Annotated in this window: 8 protein-coding genes; 3 read left to right on the forward strand and 5 right to left on the reverse strand. The window is 63.5% G+C overall.

Features of this window, described 5'->3' with window-relative positions:
- Positions 1-252: 252 nt before the first annotated feature.
- The 3 genes from FFS37_RS28125 to FFS37_RS28135 form a co-directional block, all read right to left on the reverse strand.
- Positions 253-2,013 (reverse strand): ShlB/FhaC/HecB family hemolysin secretion/activation protein, encoded by a 1,761-nt coding sequence (locus tag FFS37_RS28125; RefSeq protein WP_137934244.1) that lies wholly within the window; start codon positions 2,011-2,013, stop codon positions 253-255.
- A gap of 9 nt (positions 2,014-2,022) precedes the next feature.
- Positions 2,023-9,873 (reverse strand): MBG domain-containing protein, encoded by a 7,851-nt coding sequence (locus FFS37_RS28130; protein ID WP_171026457.1) that lies wholly within the window; start codon positions 9,871-9,873, stop codon positions 2,023-2,025.
- Between the two features lie 362 nt (positions 9,874-10,235).
- Positions 10,236-11,660: an APC family permease gene (locus tag FFS37_RS28135; protein WP_137934246.1), complete on the reverse strand. Its 1,425-nt coding sequence runs from the start codon at positions 11,658-11,660 to the stop codon at positions 10,236-10,238.
- 147 nt (positions 11,661-11,807) lie between these two features.
- On the opposite strand from FFS37_RS28135, the gene FFS37_RS28140 reads away from it, so the two are divergent.
- The gene (locus FFS37_RS28140; protein WP_137934247.1) at positions 11,808-12,410 is read left to right on the forward strand and encodes a TetR/AcrR family transcriptional regulator; all 603 of its coding nucleotides are present in this window, start codon (positions 11,808-11,810) and stop codon (positions 12,408-12,410) included.
- 32 nt (positions 12,411-12,442) lie between these two features.
- Positions 12,443-13,609 carry a DmpA family aminopeptidase gene (locus tag FFS37_RS28145; protein ID WP_137934248.1) on the forward strand — a complete coding sequence of 389 codons (1,167 nt, stop codon included), beginning with the start codon at positions 12,443-12,445 and terminating at the stop codon, positions 13,607-13,609.
- A gap of 109 nt (positions 13,610-13,718) precedes the next feature.
- Here FFS37_RS28145 and FFS37_RS28150 read toward each other — a convergent pair whose 3' ends face one another.
- Positions 13,719-14,759 carry a glutamine synthetase beta-grasp domain-containing protein gene (locus tag FFS37_RS28150; RefSeq protein ID WP_137934249.1) on the reverse strand — a complete coding sequence of 347 codons (1,041 nt, stop codon included), beginning with the start codon at positions 14,757-14,759 and terminating at the stop codon, positions 13,719-13,721.
- A gap of 316 nt (positions 14,760-15,075) precedes the next feature.
- On the opposite strand from FFS37_RS28150, the gene FFS37_RS28155 reads away from it, so the two are divergent.
- A complete protein-coding gene (locus FFS37_RS28155; protein ID WP_137934278.1) occupies positions 15,076-15,267 on the forward strand; it encodes a DUF2735 domain-containing protein in 192 nt (63 codons plus the stop codon).
- Positions 15,268-15,349: 82 nt separating this feature from the next.
- On the opposite strand, the gene FFS37_RS28160 is transcribed toward FFS37_RS28155, so the two are convergent.
- A complete protein-coding gene (locus FFS37_RS28160; RefSeq protein ID WP_137934250.1) occupies positions 15,350-17,236 on the reverse strand; it encodes an MFS transporter in 1,887 nt (628 codons plus the stop codon).
- Between the last annotated feature and the right edge of the window lie 69 nt (positions 17,237-17,305).

A 17,305-nucleotide genomic window follows, 5' to 3' on the forward strand; every position in this document is an offset into this window, starting at 1 on the left:
GCCGGCGGGTGGTGCCGATCGGCGATTTCCGTGTCTGAACAGTAGCTTACACAAAGGATCATTGGTGTACGGATGAACCGGAACAGGCCGTTTTCCGGGCTTTTTCAACCCATTGGCAAACGCAAGGCGCTGATCGCGGCCGCAAGATATCAGTCAAAAGGCCGCTTGATTGCAGGGTTTGGCCAAACCTTTTCAGCCTGACTTTTTTTGGGTCCTTCCAGCCGCCGCCATCCGGCGGCTTCAGGCAGGCCTTCAGTAGCTTACGCGTACGCTGGCTGTGAGTGTGGCATCGCCGGAGCGAGTCTCTCCGGCGTGCGCAAGCGCGACTGCGCCGGTGAGACTGGCGGCAAGGTTGGCGCCGATCGAATAATCGAAGCCGGCACCGGTCGAGGCCAGCGTCATGTGGTCCTTCGCGGCGAAGTCATAGCCGTGGCCGAGATCCGCGAACAGGAACGGCGAGAGACCGTCCCTGATGCCCAGCCCCGCCCCTGCGAGCGGCGCATAGCTTGGCAGCCGCAATTCATTGCGCCAGACAAGGCCGGCATCCGCGGCGCCATCCTCGCTGCCGTAGCCGCGCACGGCATAGTAACCACCAAGCGACAGCCTTTCTGAGTCCGGCAGCGCCTGGCCGGCTATCAGGCCGGACAGCTGCGTCGCCCACCCGAAGCCGTGTGTCAGGTCAGTCATGCGGCTGATGTCGATGCCGGCGGTGACATAGGTGTTGTCGTCGACGCGGCCACCGGTGAACGCCGCCCAGTCGGCAGCGGTATTTTTCGACAGCACCCCTCCCGGATTACCCTTGATGCGGGCATCGACCGATGTGGTGCCGTAGCGGTCGCTGAAATCATCGGACCAGCCCAGCACCAGATTGAACAGATTGGCCTCGCCCTGCGCGACGTTGACGCCGGCGAAGGCGGTGGTGCGCTTCAACCATTTCGGCTCGACGCCGAAATAAAGGTCGCCCCAATAGTGACCGGGCAGGATGTTGGAAATCGCGCTGCGATAGAGAATGGGCAGTTCGAATGTCGTGTTGTCGAAGGAGAAAGGCGTGCCCGTCACAAGCTCGTTGGTCTCGACGAAATTCGGCGCGATCGACAGCGCCTGGCGGTCGAAGGTTGGTAGGTCGATACGTCCCGAATGGCTTATGTAGCCGCCCCGCGCGGTGTCGAGCTTGAACACGTCGCCATTGTCCCAGAACTCGCCCGAGCGGGTAAAGCGGTAGGACAACGTCATGTCGTTGAGCGCCGGCAGCCATAGGCCGCCGCCAAAGGACCAGCGGTCCATCCCCGTCGCTTCACTGCCGGTGTTGGCATAGGAACCGAACACCTGGAAAGGCTTGTCCTGCGTGACCTTCAGCGTGATGTCGCTGGCACCCGTCCCGTCGCCTGGCGCGAACACGCCCTCGACGCGCCGGAACGGATTTCGGTTGATCCAGTCGAGGTCCTCCTTGATCGCCGCGGCGTCGATGCGCTGGCCAGGTTCCACGCGCATGCGCCCCGCCAGATTGCGCTCGAGGACCGAACCGCCCTCGACCTTCACCGCACCGGCATGGAATTCGATGATCCTGAGGCTCAGCACGCCCGACGTTATTTCCTGCGGCGGCACGGTGACCGACATAAACGGAAAGCCCGCCTTTCGCCACAAGCCCGCCAGCGCGGCCTGCATACGAGCGATTTGGGCGCGCGTCAGCGGCTTACCGATATAGGGCGACAGCGCCGCCCGCGCCGCCTCTGCCGTGATGCCGGATATGTTGCCAAGCGAAATTCCGACTGGCGCGCTTGCAGCAACCTTCTCGTCCGGCCCAATCAGGCGCACGCCGGCCAGGTTGACGCCAAGCGGCTTGTCGTCGCCTTTGCCATAGTCCGTTTCGCCGACCGAAAGCGCGGCCGGCCGCGGCGCAACCGTGGCCGGCAGGTTGCGCTCCACCGCGGACTGCGCCCAGGCCTGTCCCTCAGCAATCAAACCCGTGGCCGCACCGGCCAAGAGGAGCGTCGTTGCGCGCAATATCCTCATCCCGGCCACCTAGTTCGAGAAACCGATGAACGGGCCGAGGCGGCGATTGTCCGGATAGACCTGGGACGCGCAGGCGCCGCCGATCACACCAGCCTTGCACTGAGCCTCATCTCCCTCGCCTGCCTGACCGCCCGGTGCCGGGAGCAGCGATGCGACCTGGTCTGGCGTCGTCTCCAGAGGTCGACTGACCGTGACCTGCGCCGGGCCGATGGACAACACGCCACCGACAAAGGTCATCACATAGTTGCTGTTGGCGGCAAGCGACCCCTGGCTGATGGCATAGCCGCCGACAGCCTCTCCGGGCGCGCGCACCAGCGCGCCAGTGAAGACACTACTGTCGCTGTCGAACGATGCGAGGCTGCCGCCGGTCAGCGAATAGCCCAGCATCGGATCGGGCTGGCCCTGCAACCGCGACTGGTTGTCGGCCGTCACGGTGATGGCGCGCTGGTTGACCGTCAGCGTGCCCGGCGTGAATGTCACGGCATAGTTCGTGTCGGTGGCGGCGAGCGTGATGGCATAGCTGCCGACATTGGAATTGGCCGTCGCCGAAGTGGCCAGGCCGAAGCCCGCATCCTCCGGCATGGAGTCGAACGAGGCCAGGCCGTCACCCCCGACGGCGCCAAACGTCAGCGCCGGATTGGCGGCGCCGTAGGCGCGGGCGGCGTTGTTTGCCGAGAGCGTAATCGCGCGCTGGTTCACGGTCAGGTCGGCGCCGGTATAGGACACCGCGTAATTGTCGTTCGAACCGGTGAGCACGATGCCGTAGGTTCCGACGCCGGATGTCGTCTGGGCCGACGTGGTGAGACCGTAACCAGCGCTGGCCAGCGTATCGAAGGACGCCAGCCCGTCGCCGCCGATCGTGCCGAAGGTCAGTGCCGGGTTGGCATCGCCGTAGAGCCGCGACTTGGCATCGGCGCTGAGCGTGATCGTGCGCTGGTTCACCATGAGGTCGGCGCCGCTGTAGGTCACCGCGTAATTGTCGTTCGAGCCGGTCAGCGCGATGCCGTAGGTGCCGACGCCGGATGTCGTCTGGGCCGACGTGGTGAGACCGTAACCAGCGCTGGCCAGCGTATCGAAGGACGCCAGCCCGTCGCCGCCGATCGTGCCGAAGGTCAGTGCCGGGTTGGCATCGCCGTAGAGCCGCGACTTGGCATCGGCGCTGAGCGTGATCGTGCGCTGGTTCACCATGAGGTCGGCGCCGGTGTAGGTCACCGCATAATTGTCGTTCGAGCCGGTCAGCGTGATGCCATAGGTGCCGACACCGGATGTTGTCTGGGCCGACGTGGTGAGACCGTAGCCGGCACTGGCCAGCGTATCGAAGGAAGCCAGCCCGTCGCCGCCAACGGCACCGAAAGTCAGCGCCGGGTTGGCGTTGCCGTAGAGCCGCGACTTGGCATCGGCGCTGAGCGTGATCGCGCGCTGGTTCACCGTGAGGTCGGCGCCGGTGTAGGTCACCGCATAATTGTCGTTCGAACCGGTCAGCGTGATGCCATAGGTGCCGACACCGGATGTTGTCTGCGCCGAGGTGGCGAGACCGTAGCCGGCACTGCCCAGCGTATCGAAGGAAGCCAGCCCGTCACCGCCAACGGCACCGAAAGTCAGCGCCGGGTTGGCGTTGCCGTAGAGCCGCGACTTGGCATCGGCGCTGAGCGTGATCGCGCGCTGGTTCACCGTCAGGTCCGCGCCGTTGTAGGTGTCGAGCCTGTAATTGCCGAGGTCGTTGCCGATCAGGCCTGAATCAAGGGCAATGCCATAGGTTCCGACACCCGACGAGGCCGTGGCATCCGTCCGCAGGTTCACCGACAAGGTGTCGCCGTCGACAACATTGTCGATCGAATAGGTCAGTAACGGATTTGCGTTGCCGTAAAGGCGGCTCTTGGCATCCGCGCTCACCGTGACGCCGCGTGGCGTGATCGTCAGCTGGGCGTTGTTGCTGGCATTGCCATAGTCGATGTCGTAATTCTCTGCGGAGAGGCCCGAGGCCTTGATCGTGTAGGTGCCGGCATTGACGGCAACCTGCCCGCCGCCGTCGAGTGCGCCGATGGCGAGCGTGCCGGAGAGGACGGACATGTCCTCGCCGGGGACGAAGCCGGTGTAGGTAAGGCTGGCGCCGCCGGCATATCCGGTCCCATCATAAGTCTTGGTCTGGTCGCCATGCGTCGTCACCACTAGCGTCGCCTTGCCGATGTCGGCGAGGCCGGTCGCCGAGGTGACGCTGTTGAGCGTGTAATTGGCCGCGGACGCGCCGGAGAGCGACAGGCCGCCGACCGTCACGGTCTTGCCAGTCCCGGCATTCGCATCGTCGAACAGCGCCGAGGTATAGTCGACTGCCAGGTCGTCGCCGGCTACGCGGTCGTCGCCGAGCGAAACCGTGGCGTTCGCATTGCCGTCATAGATCTTGCCCGATGCATCGACCGTCACCGTGATCGTGCGCTGGCCGATCGTCAGGTCGGCAGCGTTGTAGGTGATGGCGTAGTTGGAATTGTCGAGGCTGGTGACCGTGCCTTGCTCGATGGCATAATTGCCAACGCCGGTGCCCGACCCGGCCTGCGTCGCCAACTCGCCGAAGAGCGTGTCGCCATTGACCAGGCCCATGCCCCCGACGGTGTAGGTCAATGTCGGATTGGCGTCGCCGTAGGTCTTCGTCTGCGCATCCGCCGTCACCGTGATGGCGCGCTGGTTCACCGTCAGCTCACCCGGCGTGTAGACCATGCGGCTGGCGCCGCCGGCCGAGAACGTGCCGGCAGCGCCGCTGCCGTCGATGGAGTAAGTTCCGACATTCGAGGTCGAGGTCGCGGCTGTCGAGAGAATGGCGCCGCTGGTCAGCGTGTTCCAATAGCCGGCGCCGACATAGGTCGGCGCGGCGAAGCCAGGCACGCCGTCGCCATAAATCATGCTGGCATCGGCGATCTTGACGCCGATGACGCCGGACACGCCATAGAGTTCGGGACGATAGCCGTTGCCGGCGCGGGCCCAGACATTGTCGAAATCGAAGCCGGCGAAGGACGTCATCGGGTCCGTCATTTGCGCGGCGGTCAATCCCACAATACCGCCGGTTGATCCACTGCCGATAGCCTGCGCCGCCGTCGCTGTGTCCCAATAAAGCGATTGCAGCGTGCCGCTGGCGTAATTGCCGATCAGCCCGCCTGTCGTCCCCGCCCCACCACTGACCGCACCGGAGGCATAGGCTCGCGCGACATCGCCCCTGTTGTACCCTACCAGCCCGCCGACATTCGCAGCACCGCTGACCGCCCCGATGGAGTAACTGTCGGTGATCGTGCCTGTGCTGTAGCCAACGAGGCCGCCAAGGCTGTCCCAACCGCTCACCTTTCCCGTCGCGTAGGATCTGTCTACGCTTCCACCATTGGACCCGATAAGACCGCCGCCCATGGAGCCAGAAGCGCTGACATCGGCGGTGGCGAAGCTCTCCTCGATGCTGCCGAGGCCTCCCCCGACAAGTCCCCCGACAAAGGAATCGCCATTGACGACGCCGGTGGCATAGGCGCGGCTGATCGTGCCGTCATTTTGTCCGGCAAGCGCGCCGATATAGGCAAGACCGGTGACACTGGCGCCGGTGAGGCCGACCTGCTCGACTGAACCGGTATAATCGATAAAGCCGAACAGGCCGCCATAGTTGCCGTTCCTGGAAATGGTCAGGCCTGAGATCACATGGCCATTGCCGTTGAAGTCGCCGGTAAACTTGTCGGCGCTGTTGCCGATGGAGACGAAGCCCTCGTCTCCCCAGATGCCGGAGGTGGCGTTGCCGCTGCCGGTGGCGCTTGCATCGAGATCACCGGCCAGCACGTATCTGCCGGCCAGATTGACGTTGATCAGTTGCAATTGGTGCAGGTTGGAGATGGTGGCCACTCCATTGACCGGCCTTGCCGCTTCCCAGCGGCCGATCGGCCGCATGTCGGAATTCTGGTACCAGTCATTGGTGAAATCGAACCCGGCATAGTAGAAGGAGTTCCGCGCCTGAACCGTGGTCAACCCGCTGCCGCCCTGGCTTCCCGCCTGGCCGGATGTGCCGATGTCCCAATAGGAATTGGCAATTGTTCCGTCGTCGGAATTGCCGGCAAAGCCACCCGCATTGCCCCCACTAACGGCGCCGCTGGACCAGTTGTGGTTGATGATACCGCCGCCGCCATAGGCAGTGCCTATGAAGCCGCCAACCTGCATGGCGCCGTTCACGGCGCCTGTGGCATATGACAACGTAATCCCGCTGTCGGAAGAGCCGGCAAAACCACCGACGGCGAAATTGCCATTGACGGCGCCGGTTGCATAGGACCGGGTGACGAAGCCGAAGACATAGTTGTTGCCGATGAGACCGCCGATGTAGTTGTGGCCGCTGACGGCGGCGGTCGAATAGGTCTGCGAAATGGTGCCGGTCACCAGCTTGCCGACCAGGCCGCCGACCTCGTCGTGGCCGGTGATGCTGCCACCAACGAGGCCGACATTGGCTACGGCGGAATTGGATGAGCTGGAGTTGATGAACCCGAACAGACCGACACGGTTTGCCGTTGGCCGGTTGATTGTCAGCCCGGAGATGGTGTAGCCGCCGCCGTCGAAGCTGCCGCGAAAGCCGTTGTTGTTGTTGATCGTGTTGAAGCCGTCGGTGCCGATCGACACGAAACCGGCAGCACCCCAGATTCCGGAAGACGCATCGGTGCTTTGCGTGGCGCTGGCGTCGATGTTGCCGGTCAGCACATAGCTGTCGTTGAGGGCGATGTTCAGCAGCTGCAACTGATGCGCATTGGAGACGCTGGTGACACCGCCGACCGGCGTCGCCGCTTCCCAACGGCCGATCGGACGCATGCCGCCGGCCTGGTACCAGTTGTTGGCGAAATCCCAGCCGGCGTAGTTCGAGGCGTCGCGCGCCTGCGCCGTCGTCAGGCCAGTGCCGCCGCCGTAGCTGGTTGCAACGCCGGTTGTGTCCTTGTCCCAATAGGACGATGTGACCGAGCCGCCCCAACTGAAATCCCCCCCGGCAATGAGACCGCCAGAAGTGCTCCCGCTCAAAGCGCCGCTGGCCCAGCTTTCGGACACCGATCCGAACAAGTTGTAGCCGACAAGGCCGCCGGCATAGGCATTGCTGCTGACGGCGCCAGTGGCATAGGACTGTGCGATCAGAGCACCGGTATTGTTATTGTAGCCGGCAAGGCCGCCGGCAAAATAACCCGTGCTGCTGACGCTGCCGGTGGCGTAGGACTGGACAATTCTATAATTGTTGTAGCCGACAAGGCCGCCGCCGTAGGTGGTATTGATCGGGCCGCCCGAGGCATAAACATCGCCGGTCGCATAGGATCCAGAGATCTGGTAGCCATTGATGCCAGCCAGGCCGCCGGCGATGATACCCCGGACATCGCCGGTGGCGTAGCTGTTGGTGATCGTACTGCTGTTGTTGCCGACGAGGCCACCGGCAGCATAGGCAATGCCTTTGACCGCACCGGTGGCAAAAGATCGAGTGATGGTGCCGTTGTTTCGTGCGACGAGGCCGCCCGCAGTACCGCCGCTGCCACTATATGTGCCGGTGACCGTGCCGGTGGCGTAAGACTGGGTGATCGTGCTGCCGTTGGCGCCAACGAGACCGCCGGCGGATGCGCCGGTCACGCTCGCCGTGGACCACACGTTGCTGATGGTGCCGCCCATCGTGTAGCCGGCGAGGCTGCCGACCATGTTGTTGCCGACGAAAGTCCCGCCTGCCAATCCGACATTTTTGATCGATGCCGTCCAGCCGACAAAGCCGAACAGCCCGACATAGTCGCCTCGATTGATGGTCAGGCCGGAGATGACATGACCGGCGCCGTCGAAGGTGGCGGCGAAATTATTGCTGAAACTGTCGCCGATCGGCACAAAGCCGGCGCCGTCGTTCCAGCCGGCGGTGCCGCTGGCGTCGATATCGTTGGCCAGCTTGTAGTTGGCCGAAAGCATGGTGGCCACGCCCTGGAGGCCGTAGATGTCGGCCAGCAGGTACGGCGTCGCGGTCGAGCCATTGCCGCCGGCGGCGCGCAGGAACGATCCACCCGTGATGCGGAAATCGGTTGCCGAAAAACCCGGCAGGCTGGCGCTGTTCTGCACCCAGTTGCCGCTGGCCAGCGTGAAGCGGCCAAGTGACAGCGCGCCGGTCGCCCCGATCGAACCGCCGGCATTGAGGGTCAGGCCGCCAAGCGTGGCGGTGATGTCGGCATTGATATTGATCGCGCCGGCGGCCTGCAAGGTCAGCGTAGCGTTGCTTGTCCAGCCAAGCGGCGCAGCAACCGTGATATTGCCGGCCTGCGAGCCGTCCGAGCCTGTCGACACCGTGACATTCGCAAGCGCCAGGGCGCCCTCCAGAGTACCGACATTGATGACGCTGTCATCACCGGTCGCGGTGAAACCGCCGGTGTCGGCGTCGTTGGAAATCGTGATGTTGTACGGATCGAGCAGCAGGTTGCCGAACACGCCGCTCGTGGCGCGCAGATCCGCCGAGCCGGTATAGGCAAGCAGGGCCTTGCCGGAGACCTCGGCGTCGCCGCCCCTGCTGACGCCTGTGGCCGAGATGGCGCCTGCAAAAGAGGTCTTGTGGTCGGCCCAGACGACGACCTTGCCGCCGGCGCCGCTATCACCGTCAGCCTTGATGACCGCACCCGCGGCGACCGTCGTATCGGCCGTGGTGCCGAGCGGCGCGGTCCAGTAATTGGCCGCGACGTTCTTGCCGCCCTGGTAGTCGCCGCCCAGCAGCACGACACCGCCATCCGTGCCACTGGCGTCGAGCCGGCCCGTGGCGGCGATGTCGAGACTATCCTTGGCCACGGCAACGATGGCACCGCCCGCGCCGCCGCTGCCGGCTGTATCGATCGTGCCTCTCAGGCTGATCGAACCGCCTGATATCTGCACCTCGCCGCCACTGAAGTCCGGCCGCCCTTGAGGCAGCGGCGCATTGTCGGGCAAGGCCGCGACCACGGTCCTGGCCTGAACGGTTTCGGCCCGGCGCGCCACGACTTCCTGCGTGACCTCGACCGTGCCTTCATCGCCCGCGGTCAGGAAAATGCGTCCGCCGCTCTTCTTGACGCCCGTCGCCTTGATGACGCCCTTGGTGTTGCCGGCCAGCGCCTGGACGGAACCGCCATTGGCACGCAGTTCGGCTTCGGCGGCACGGATCGTTCCGGAATTTACAACCTGCGTGTCGGCGCCACCGACCTTGACGGAAAACTTGCCGTCGGCGAGCGAGGTATCGCGCAGCAGCACCTCATAGCCGCCGAGCAGGCCGACGCTGCCATTGGGCGCATCGATCGTGCCCGAGTTCTCGACACGCCGTGCCGTCAGCACGACATCGCCCGACTGAGAACTGATCGTGCCCTGATTGGTGACCGCGGCCTTGCTGTCGCCCTTCAGCGTGAGATCGCCGCCATTGAGGAAGTCGGCATCGGCCGCGTCATGCGTGGAGACGACGAACGATCCTCCGGTGCGCACCATGCCGCCGGTGCCGATCGCAACGCCCGCCGGATTGATCAGGTAGACCGAGCCAGTCGCCGTCAGCGAGCCGTCGATCGAGGACGGCAGGTTTCCCGTCACGCGGTTGAGCGTGGCGCCCGACCCGTTCTCGAAATGCGCCGTGGCGCCGCCGCCGATGGAAAAACTCTGCCACGAGATGATGGCGTTCTGCGAGGTCTGGTTGACAACCACGCCAGAACCCGACGTGCCAATGGTCGCCTGGCCCGATGTGACCGTGCCACCGGTCGGAACAGATTGCGCCATCGCGGCGCCGGCGCCAATCACCAGCGCCAGCAGCGAAGTGTTGGCCAGAAGCAGGTGACGTCCTGCCATGGCGGTGCGCTCACGGACCGCCGTTCCGGCGCCGCCGTCTCTGCTGTTTGTCACTTGGTCCCACCCGGTTCGGCATCGCGCAATGTCGCTTGCCGTTGCGTGAATACGCATGCTGCACTGCGATTTGTCAACGCCGTCCGGGGCCTGCCGAACCCACTGTTTGGGAGCAGTTACAGTCGCTTATGTGGACTTCATGATCTCGATATCATGCCCTGAAATATCGGTTTTTCCGGGCTTTTCTCGGATTTCCGTGAATCTGAGCGTTCTGCTTGCGGCCGCGTTCGGGCCGAGTGCGGCGCTGACCGGAACGTCCGACTATTTTTGGGAGGAGTTTGTCAACCCGCCTGAATAGCGCAAAAAAGAACCCCGGCAGGGGGCCGGGGTTCTCGCAGGGACAGATCGTCGGAGGGTGACGCCTATCCGGCAAGCTCGTCTGGACCGTGCAGATTCCAGTCCGTCCGCCTGGCCAGGACCACCACGTAGTAGACGGCCGCGACGGCCATGATCAGCAGCGTCGCGATCAGGCTCGGACGCCCGAAGGCGGCGTCGAGCAGGTTCTGGTAGGCGACATAGACCAGCGCCACAAAGGCAAGAATGGCGGGAACCGGAAACAACGGCATGCGGTAGTGGCCGCCGGCGGTCGTGCCGTTGCGGCGGCCGGCGAACACGGCCACGCACAGCAGCGCGTAGATCACGACCAGCGACGTGCCGCTGACCACCAGCAGCAGGTTGATGTCGATGAAGCAGGCGGCGGCCGCCAGCACAGCTACGACGATGGTGGCGATCCACGGCGAGGCATAGCTGCCGTGGACCGACGCGACCGCAGTGTTGATCGGGCCGAACCAGGTCTTGTCGCGGCCGGAGCTGAACAACAGTCTTGCCGCTTGCAGGATAATGGCGATGACCGCGTTGAAGATGGCGACTGCGATGGCCAGGCTGATCAGCACCGTCAGTGCATGACCGCCCCGCGCCTCGAGGAAATACTCGATCTTCTGCGGCGCCGCGAGCAGGCCTGCCAGGTCAGGCGACCCCAGCAGCACCGCCGTCAGCGGAATGAGTTCGGCCGCGACGGTGATCACCAGGGCCCAAAGCACCACCTTGCCGATGTTGCGCCGGGCGTCCTGCGTCTCTTCGCCGAAATAAGCGGCCGCGCCATAACCGTTATAGGCAAAAAGCGAAACCGCGGTGGATGCCAGAATGATGCCCGCCGAGGCCGGGACAAGCGAGTTGGTCGTGGCGTCGAGTAGCTGCGGCGACGTGAACAGGCTGCTGAGCGGCCGCTCGACATGGGCAAAGCCCAGGCCGGTGAGGATCAGCAGCGCCAGCATCTCGATACCAAGGAAGATGCCGGTGACGAAGGCATTGAGCTTGATGCGCATCGCCGCCACCGCGCCCGCCAGCGCGATCGTCACCACACCGACCCATTGCGGGCTCAGATTGGGTATCAGCACGCCGAGATAGGTTCCGACGCCGAGCGCGATGACGGCAACGATCAGCACGATCGAGACGAACACCAGGACCAGGGTTACGAAACCCCAGAAGCGGCCAAGCGTGCGGCCGATCATCGTGTATTCGCCACCCGCCATCGGATAGGCCGATGACAGTTCGGCATAGACGAAGGCCATGAACAGGCCGATCACGGCCGCCAGCACAAAACTCAGGAATGATCCGGTACCGGCCAGCGCGATGACGCCCGGTACGATGATGAACACCGAGGATGCCGGCGTCACCGCCGACAGAACGATCATCAGCGTGCCCAGGGCATTGAGTGCCCGGTCGAGGCCTTTGGCGGCTGGCGCGGCTTTGTCGGCCGCCCCTGTTGTTGCTTCGTTTGTAGACATCGTCCTCCCCTTTTTTTAATGAGATAAAAATTATCCTCCACTGCGGAACCTATCGAGGGAGTCGCATATCGTCAACAAATATGGCGTATTGATACTTGCAAAATTTTTGTCACCCGATTTAAATTGAATTCAATTCAGGAAACAGACATGGGCAGACCCAAGACACAGACCGACCGGCGCCTGACGCTGGTCGCGGCCGCAGAATCGATGATCGCCAAGCGCGGCCTTGCCGGCGTCACCTTGCGCGACGTCGCCAACGAGGCCGGAATGAGCTCGAGCGCGCTGCTCTACTATTATCCCGGCCTGAAGGACCTTCTGGACGATGTGCAGCGCAAGGCCGTCGAACGGTTCTGCACGATCCGCGCGGCATCGGTCGCCGAGATCGCCGACCCCCGGCTGCGGCTGAAGACGATGATCGATAGTGGCTTGCCGACCGATCCGGATGACCAGCTCTGCCGACTGCTGCTGGAGCTTGGCGCCTATTCGCGCTCTGACCCTAGCTACGCGGCCCGTCACATCACCCTGTTCGAGCGACAGGTGTCGATCTATGTCGGCATCCTCGAAGCAGGCGCCGCCACCGGCATCTTCAAACTCCAGGCGGCCAGCGAGACGATCGCGCGCAGCCTTGTCGTCCTCGAAGACGGCCTGGGGCTGCATCTCGTCAACGTTGTGCCGGCGGTCGATCAATCCTCGGCGCTGGCCATCCTGACCAGCTATGCGGAACTTGCGACCGGCTGCAGCCTCCGCTGAGCCGGCTTAGTTAAACGGAGCGGAACCCAAGCATGCACAAACTGCTGACGCAGACCACCACCCCGACCGGCAAGCCGCGCGCCCGCGCACTCGCCATTCCCTTGCAGGGCACGCCCGGCCCGGCGAATGCCATCACCGACGTCGAGGGCGTCCAGGTCGGCTATTCCACAATCATCGAGGGCGAAGGCAGGCTGAACGTCGGACAAGGGCCGGTGCGGACCGGCGTCACGGCCATCCTGCCGTTCGGCCGTGAAGGCGTGGGCCTCGCCTGCGCCGCCGGGTACCACTCCTTCAACGGCAATGGCGAGATGACCGGCGCGTCCTGGATCGAAGAGGCCGGCAGCATCAGCCTGCCGATCCTGATTACAAACACACACGCGGTCGGCACTTGCCATCGCGGCGTCATCGACTGGGTGGCGCGCCACAAGCCCGATGTCGCCAGCCAGTGGCTGCTGCCGGTGGTGGCCGAGACCTGGGACGGTTATCTCAACGACATCAACGGCTCGCACGTCACGGTCGATCACGCGATCGCGGCGATCGACAACGCCGCGAGCGGCCGTATCGAGGAAGGCTCCGTCGGCGGCGGCACCGGCATGAACTGCTATGCCTTCAAGGGCGGCTCCGGTACCGCGTCGAGGGTGGTCGACTACGGCCATCGCTCCTATACGGTCGGCGTCTTCCTGCAGGCCAATTTCGGCTCGCGCCACGAACTCGCCATCGCAGGCGTGCCGCTTGGCGATGACTTGGCGGCCGACAATCCGATGGAATCCTATTTCCGGGGCGGACCGACCGGCGCCGGTTCCTGCATCGGCATCGTCGCCACCGACGCACCTCTGCTGCCGGGGCAATGCAAGGCCCTGGCCCGCCGCGTGCCGCTCGGGCTCGCCCGCACCGGCACCTGCGGCTCGCATTTTTCGGGCGACATCTTCCTCGCCTTCTCGACCGCCAATCGCGACGCTCTGAACGGCCGCTTTCCCAAGGGAGCGCCAACCGATGAGAGCTACAGCCATATGGATTTCATCCCATGGGGTCGCATGGACGACTTCTATGCGGCGGTCGTCCAGGCATCCGAGGAAGCCGTGCTAAACGCCCTTGTCGCCAACGCCGACATGACCGGCCGCGACGGCAACCGCACCCCCGCCCTGCCTCACGCCAGACTATCGGCGGCCCTGAAGGCACGCGGAGCGATTGCCGCCTGAAATTACGGCCACGGCCACCCACATCACGAAAAAAGCCCCAGCGCTGTGCGCTGGGGCTTGTTCGTTTGTCTGCGGCACGGGCCTATGACCCACATGCCGGCAAAAACAATCAGGCGGCCGCCGAAACCGAAGCGTCGGTCGAAACCTGCGAAATCGTCTTCAGCACCTGCGAAGCGATCTGGTAGGGGTCGCCCTGCGAGTTCGGGCGGCGATCTTCCAGATAGCCCTTGTAGTCGTTCTTGATGAACGAGTGCGGCACGCGGATCGACGCGCCGCGGTCGGCGACACCGTAGCTGAACTTGTTCCACGGCGCCGTCTCGTGCTTGCCGGTGAGGCGCTTGTCGTTGTCGGGACCGTAGACGGCGATGTGGTCCATCAGGTTCTTGTCGAACTGCGCCATCAGCGCTTCGAAATAGGCCTTGCCGCCAACTTCGCGCATGAACTTTGTGGAGAAGTTGCAGTGCATGCCCGAGCCATTCCAGTCAGTGTCGCCGAGCGGCTTGCAGTGGAACTCGATGTCGATGCCGTACTTCTCGGTCAGACGCAGAAGCAGGTAGCGCGCCATCCAGATCTGGTCGGCGGCCTTCTTGGAGCCCTTGCCGAAAATCTGGAATTCCCACTGGCCCTTGGCCACCTCGGCGTTGATGCCTTCATGGTTGATACCGGCGGCGAGGCAAAGGTCGAGATGCTCCTCGACGATCTGGCGCGCGACATCGCCGACATTCTTGTAGCCGACGCCGGTGTAGTACGGGCCCTGCGGGGCGGGATAACCGCTCTCGGGGAAACCAAGCGGACGGCCGTCCTTGTAGAAGAAGTATTCCTGCTCGAAGCCGAACCATGCGCCCTCATCGTCGAGGATCGTCGCGCGGCTGTTGGATTCGTGCGGCGTGACGCCATCGGGCATCATGACTTCGCACATGACCAGGATGCCGTTGCTGCGGGCCGGATCCGGATAGAGCGCAACCGGCTTCAAGACGCAGTCGGAGCTGCGGCCTTCGGCCTGCATGGTGGAGGAGCCGTCAAAGCCCCACAGCGGCAACTGGTCGAGCGTCGGGAACTCGGCAAATTCCTTGATCTGGGTCTTGCCACGCAGATTGGGGACCGGGGTGTATCCATCGAGCCAGATATACTCGAGCTTGTATTTGGTCATTCTAGCCTCTCGTTGCTTGTTCACCGAACACCAGACGGCGTCGACATGCGTCCGCCGTCGGCAGCCGGCGCTGCCGACCCTTAAAATGCAATTCGTGTGCCACTCCGCGATCGGCGAGTGCGGCAAAATGGCAGCGATATCGCGTTGTATTTGCTGAGCCGCCTCAGCAATGGACCGAGATCGGTCAGTGTCGCCATATGCACAAATACTAGGCAAAATATGATCTTTTTGTAGGCATATTGCCTAAATGAATCGCAAGACCTATCTTCTGGGAAAGCTGAATCGACAAGCTCCTGAAGAAGAAAGGAGACCGCCCGTGGAAGTCGTCTCATTCCGTCCGTCGGCAAAAATTCTGATGTTCCCTCTGGCAGCGCGCAGGTCTGCCTCAAATTTAGGCGCCAAGGCGAAATTCGCAGCAGAGCTGGCCTCGCTGCGTTATACGCACGCCGATTTTGACGGCTGGTATCACGAAGCGGCAATCGAGGAAGACAATCAGGCCAAGAGCTGATCCGCTTCTTCAGCTTCGGGACATAAAAAGGCCCGGCGTGAGCGATCACGCCGGGCCTGATTTTTTGCCGATGATGGGTCGGCTACTCCTTGGCGTGCAGATCCGTGCCAAGCGTATCCTTGACGAAGATCATGCCGATGACCAGCGTCATAGCCGCAATCACCACCGGGTACCAAAGGCCATAGTAGATATCGCCCTTGTAGGCGCTGAACGCGAACACGATCGCGGGCAGCAGGCCACCGAACCAGCCATTGCCGATGTGATAGGGCAGCGACATGCCGCTGTATCGGATGCGGGTCGGGAACATCTCGACCAGGATCGCCGCGATCGGCCCGTAGACCATGGTCACGTAGAGAACCAGGATGAACAGGATGCCGATGACCTTTGCCCAGTTGACCTGGGCGGGGTCAGCGAACATCGAGAACGCACCCGATGCCGGAACACTGTAGACGGTGATTTCGGGGGCGCCGGCGGCTTCGTCCTTGGTCAGCACCTTGTCCTTGATCGCCTGCTCGGCCGGCACCGTGGTCTTTTCGCCGGCGCGGATAGCCGCCGCGTCGAGCTTCAGTTCGGGATTGGCCGCGACAAAGGCGTCGAGCTTCTGGTCGGCGACCTTGGAAGCAGCGCGCTTCAGCGGATAGCCGCCATCCTGAAGCGAGATGTTGATCGCCTTCTTGAAAGCAGCATCGCTTGCAGCCTTCTTGTCGCCGGCGGTCGCAGCATCATAGGACGGCACGGTTTCGCTGCCGATCTTGACAGTGGCCGCGGTCCCCGCCGCCGCCGTCGAGACGATGTCATAGGGCACCGAGTTCTTCGAAAGGAAATCGGTTGCTATGTCACACGAGGTCGTGGGGACGCGTGTTCCGGTCGGATTGAACTGGAACCCGCAATCTCCCGGCGCCGCGGTCACCGTGGCACGCGTGTTCTGCTGCGCGGTGGCGAGCGCCGGATTGGCGGCCCAGGTCAGCGCCTTGAACAGCGGGAAGGTGGTGACGATCGCCAGGGCGAGGCCGGCCATGATGATCGGCTTGCGGCCGATCTTGTCGGACAGCCAGCCGAAGAAGACGAAGAAGCCGGTGCCGAGCGCCAGCGCAATGGCGATCATGATGTTGACCGATTGGGCATCGACCTTGAGCACATTGGCCAGAAAGAACAGCGCATAGAACTGGCCATTGTACCACACCACAGCCTGACCGGCGGTGAGACCGAACAGCGCCAGGATCGCGATCTTGGCGTTTTTCCATTGGCCGAAGGCTTCCGAGAGCGGCGCCTTGGAGCCCTTGCCTTCTTCCTTCATGCGCTTGAAAGTCGGCGATTCCGAGAGCGACAGCCGGATCCAGACCGATATGCCGAGCAGGATGGCCGAGACCAGGAACGGAATGCGCCAGCCCCAGGCGGCGAAAGCATCCTTGCTCAAGGAATTCTGCACGATCAGGATGACGATGAGCGACAGGAAGAGACCCAGTGTCGCCGTTGTCTGGATCCACGAGGTGTAGAAGCCACGGCGATCATCCGGCGCATGTTCGGCGACATAGGTCGCCGCCCCGCCATACTCGCCGCCAAGCGCAAGGCCCTGCAGCATGCGCAGTGCGATCAGCAGGATGGGCGCGGCGATGCCCCAGCTCTCCGAACCGGGAAGCAGGCCGACCAGGAAGGTCGAAAGGCCCATGATCAGGATGGTGACAAGGAATGTATATTTGCGGCCGACGAGGTCGCCGATACGGCCGAACACCAGCGCACCGAACGGGCGCACGATGAAGCCGGCGGCGAAAACCAGCAGCGTGAAGATGTAGCGCGTGCTTTCGGGAAACGCGTTGAAGAAGGTCAAGCCGATCGCGCCCGCCAACGCGCCATAGAGATAAAAATCATACCATTCGAAAACCGCGCCCAGCGAGGACGCGAAGATGACCTTCTTCTCCTCCCGCGTCATGCCGCGGCTCTCTCCGCCGGCGGTCGATGCAATTGCCATTGAGTTGTCCTCCCGTGAGACCCTGTCCTCGATGCCGTGGGCCGATGCCCGCGCTCTCCTCCGAACGCG

The sequence above is a fragment of the Mesorhizobium comanense genome (genome assembly GCF_005503535.1).
GTDB classification, from domain to species: domain Bacteria; phylum Pseudomonadota; class Alphaproteobacteria; order Rhizobiales; family Rhizobiaceae; genus Mesorhizobium; species Mesorhizobium comanense.

Coding starts and splice junctions, on each gene's coding strand:
- FFS37_RS28150 (WP_137934249.1), bottom strand. CDS start 14,759: ATGACCAAATACAAGCTCGAGTATATCTGGCTCGATGGATACACCCCG.
- FFS37_RS28125 (WP_137934244.1), bottom strand. CDS start 2,013: ATGAGGATATTGCGCGCAACGACGCTCCTCTTGGCCGGTGCGGCCACG.
- FFS37_RS28160 (WP_137934250.1), bottom strand. CDS start 17,236: ATGGCAATTGCATCGACCGCCGGCGGAGAGAGCCGCGGCATGACGCGG.
- FFS37_RS28145 (WP_137934248.1), top strand. CDS start 12,443: ATGCACAAACTGCTGACGCAGACCACCACCCCGACCGGCAAGCCGCGC.
- FFS37_RS28135 (WP_137934246.1), bottom strand. CDS start 11,660: ATGTCTACAAACGAAGCAACAACAGGGGCGGCCGACAAAGCCGCGCCA.
- FFS37_RS28140 (WP_137934247.1), top strand. CDS start 11,808: ATGGGCAGACCCAAGACACAGACCGACCGGCGCCTGACGCTGGTCGCG.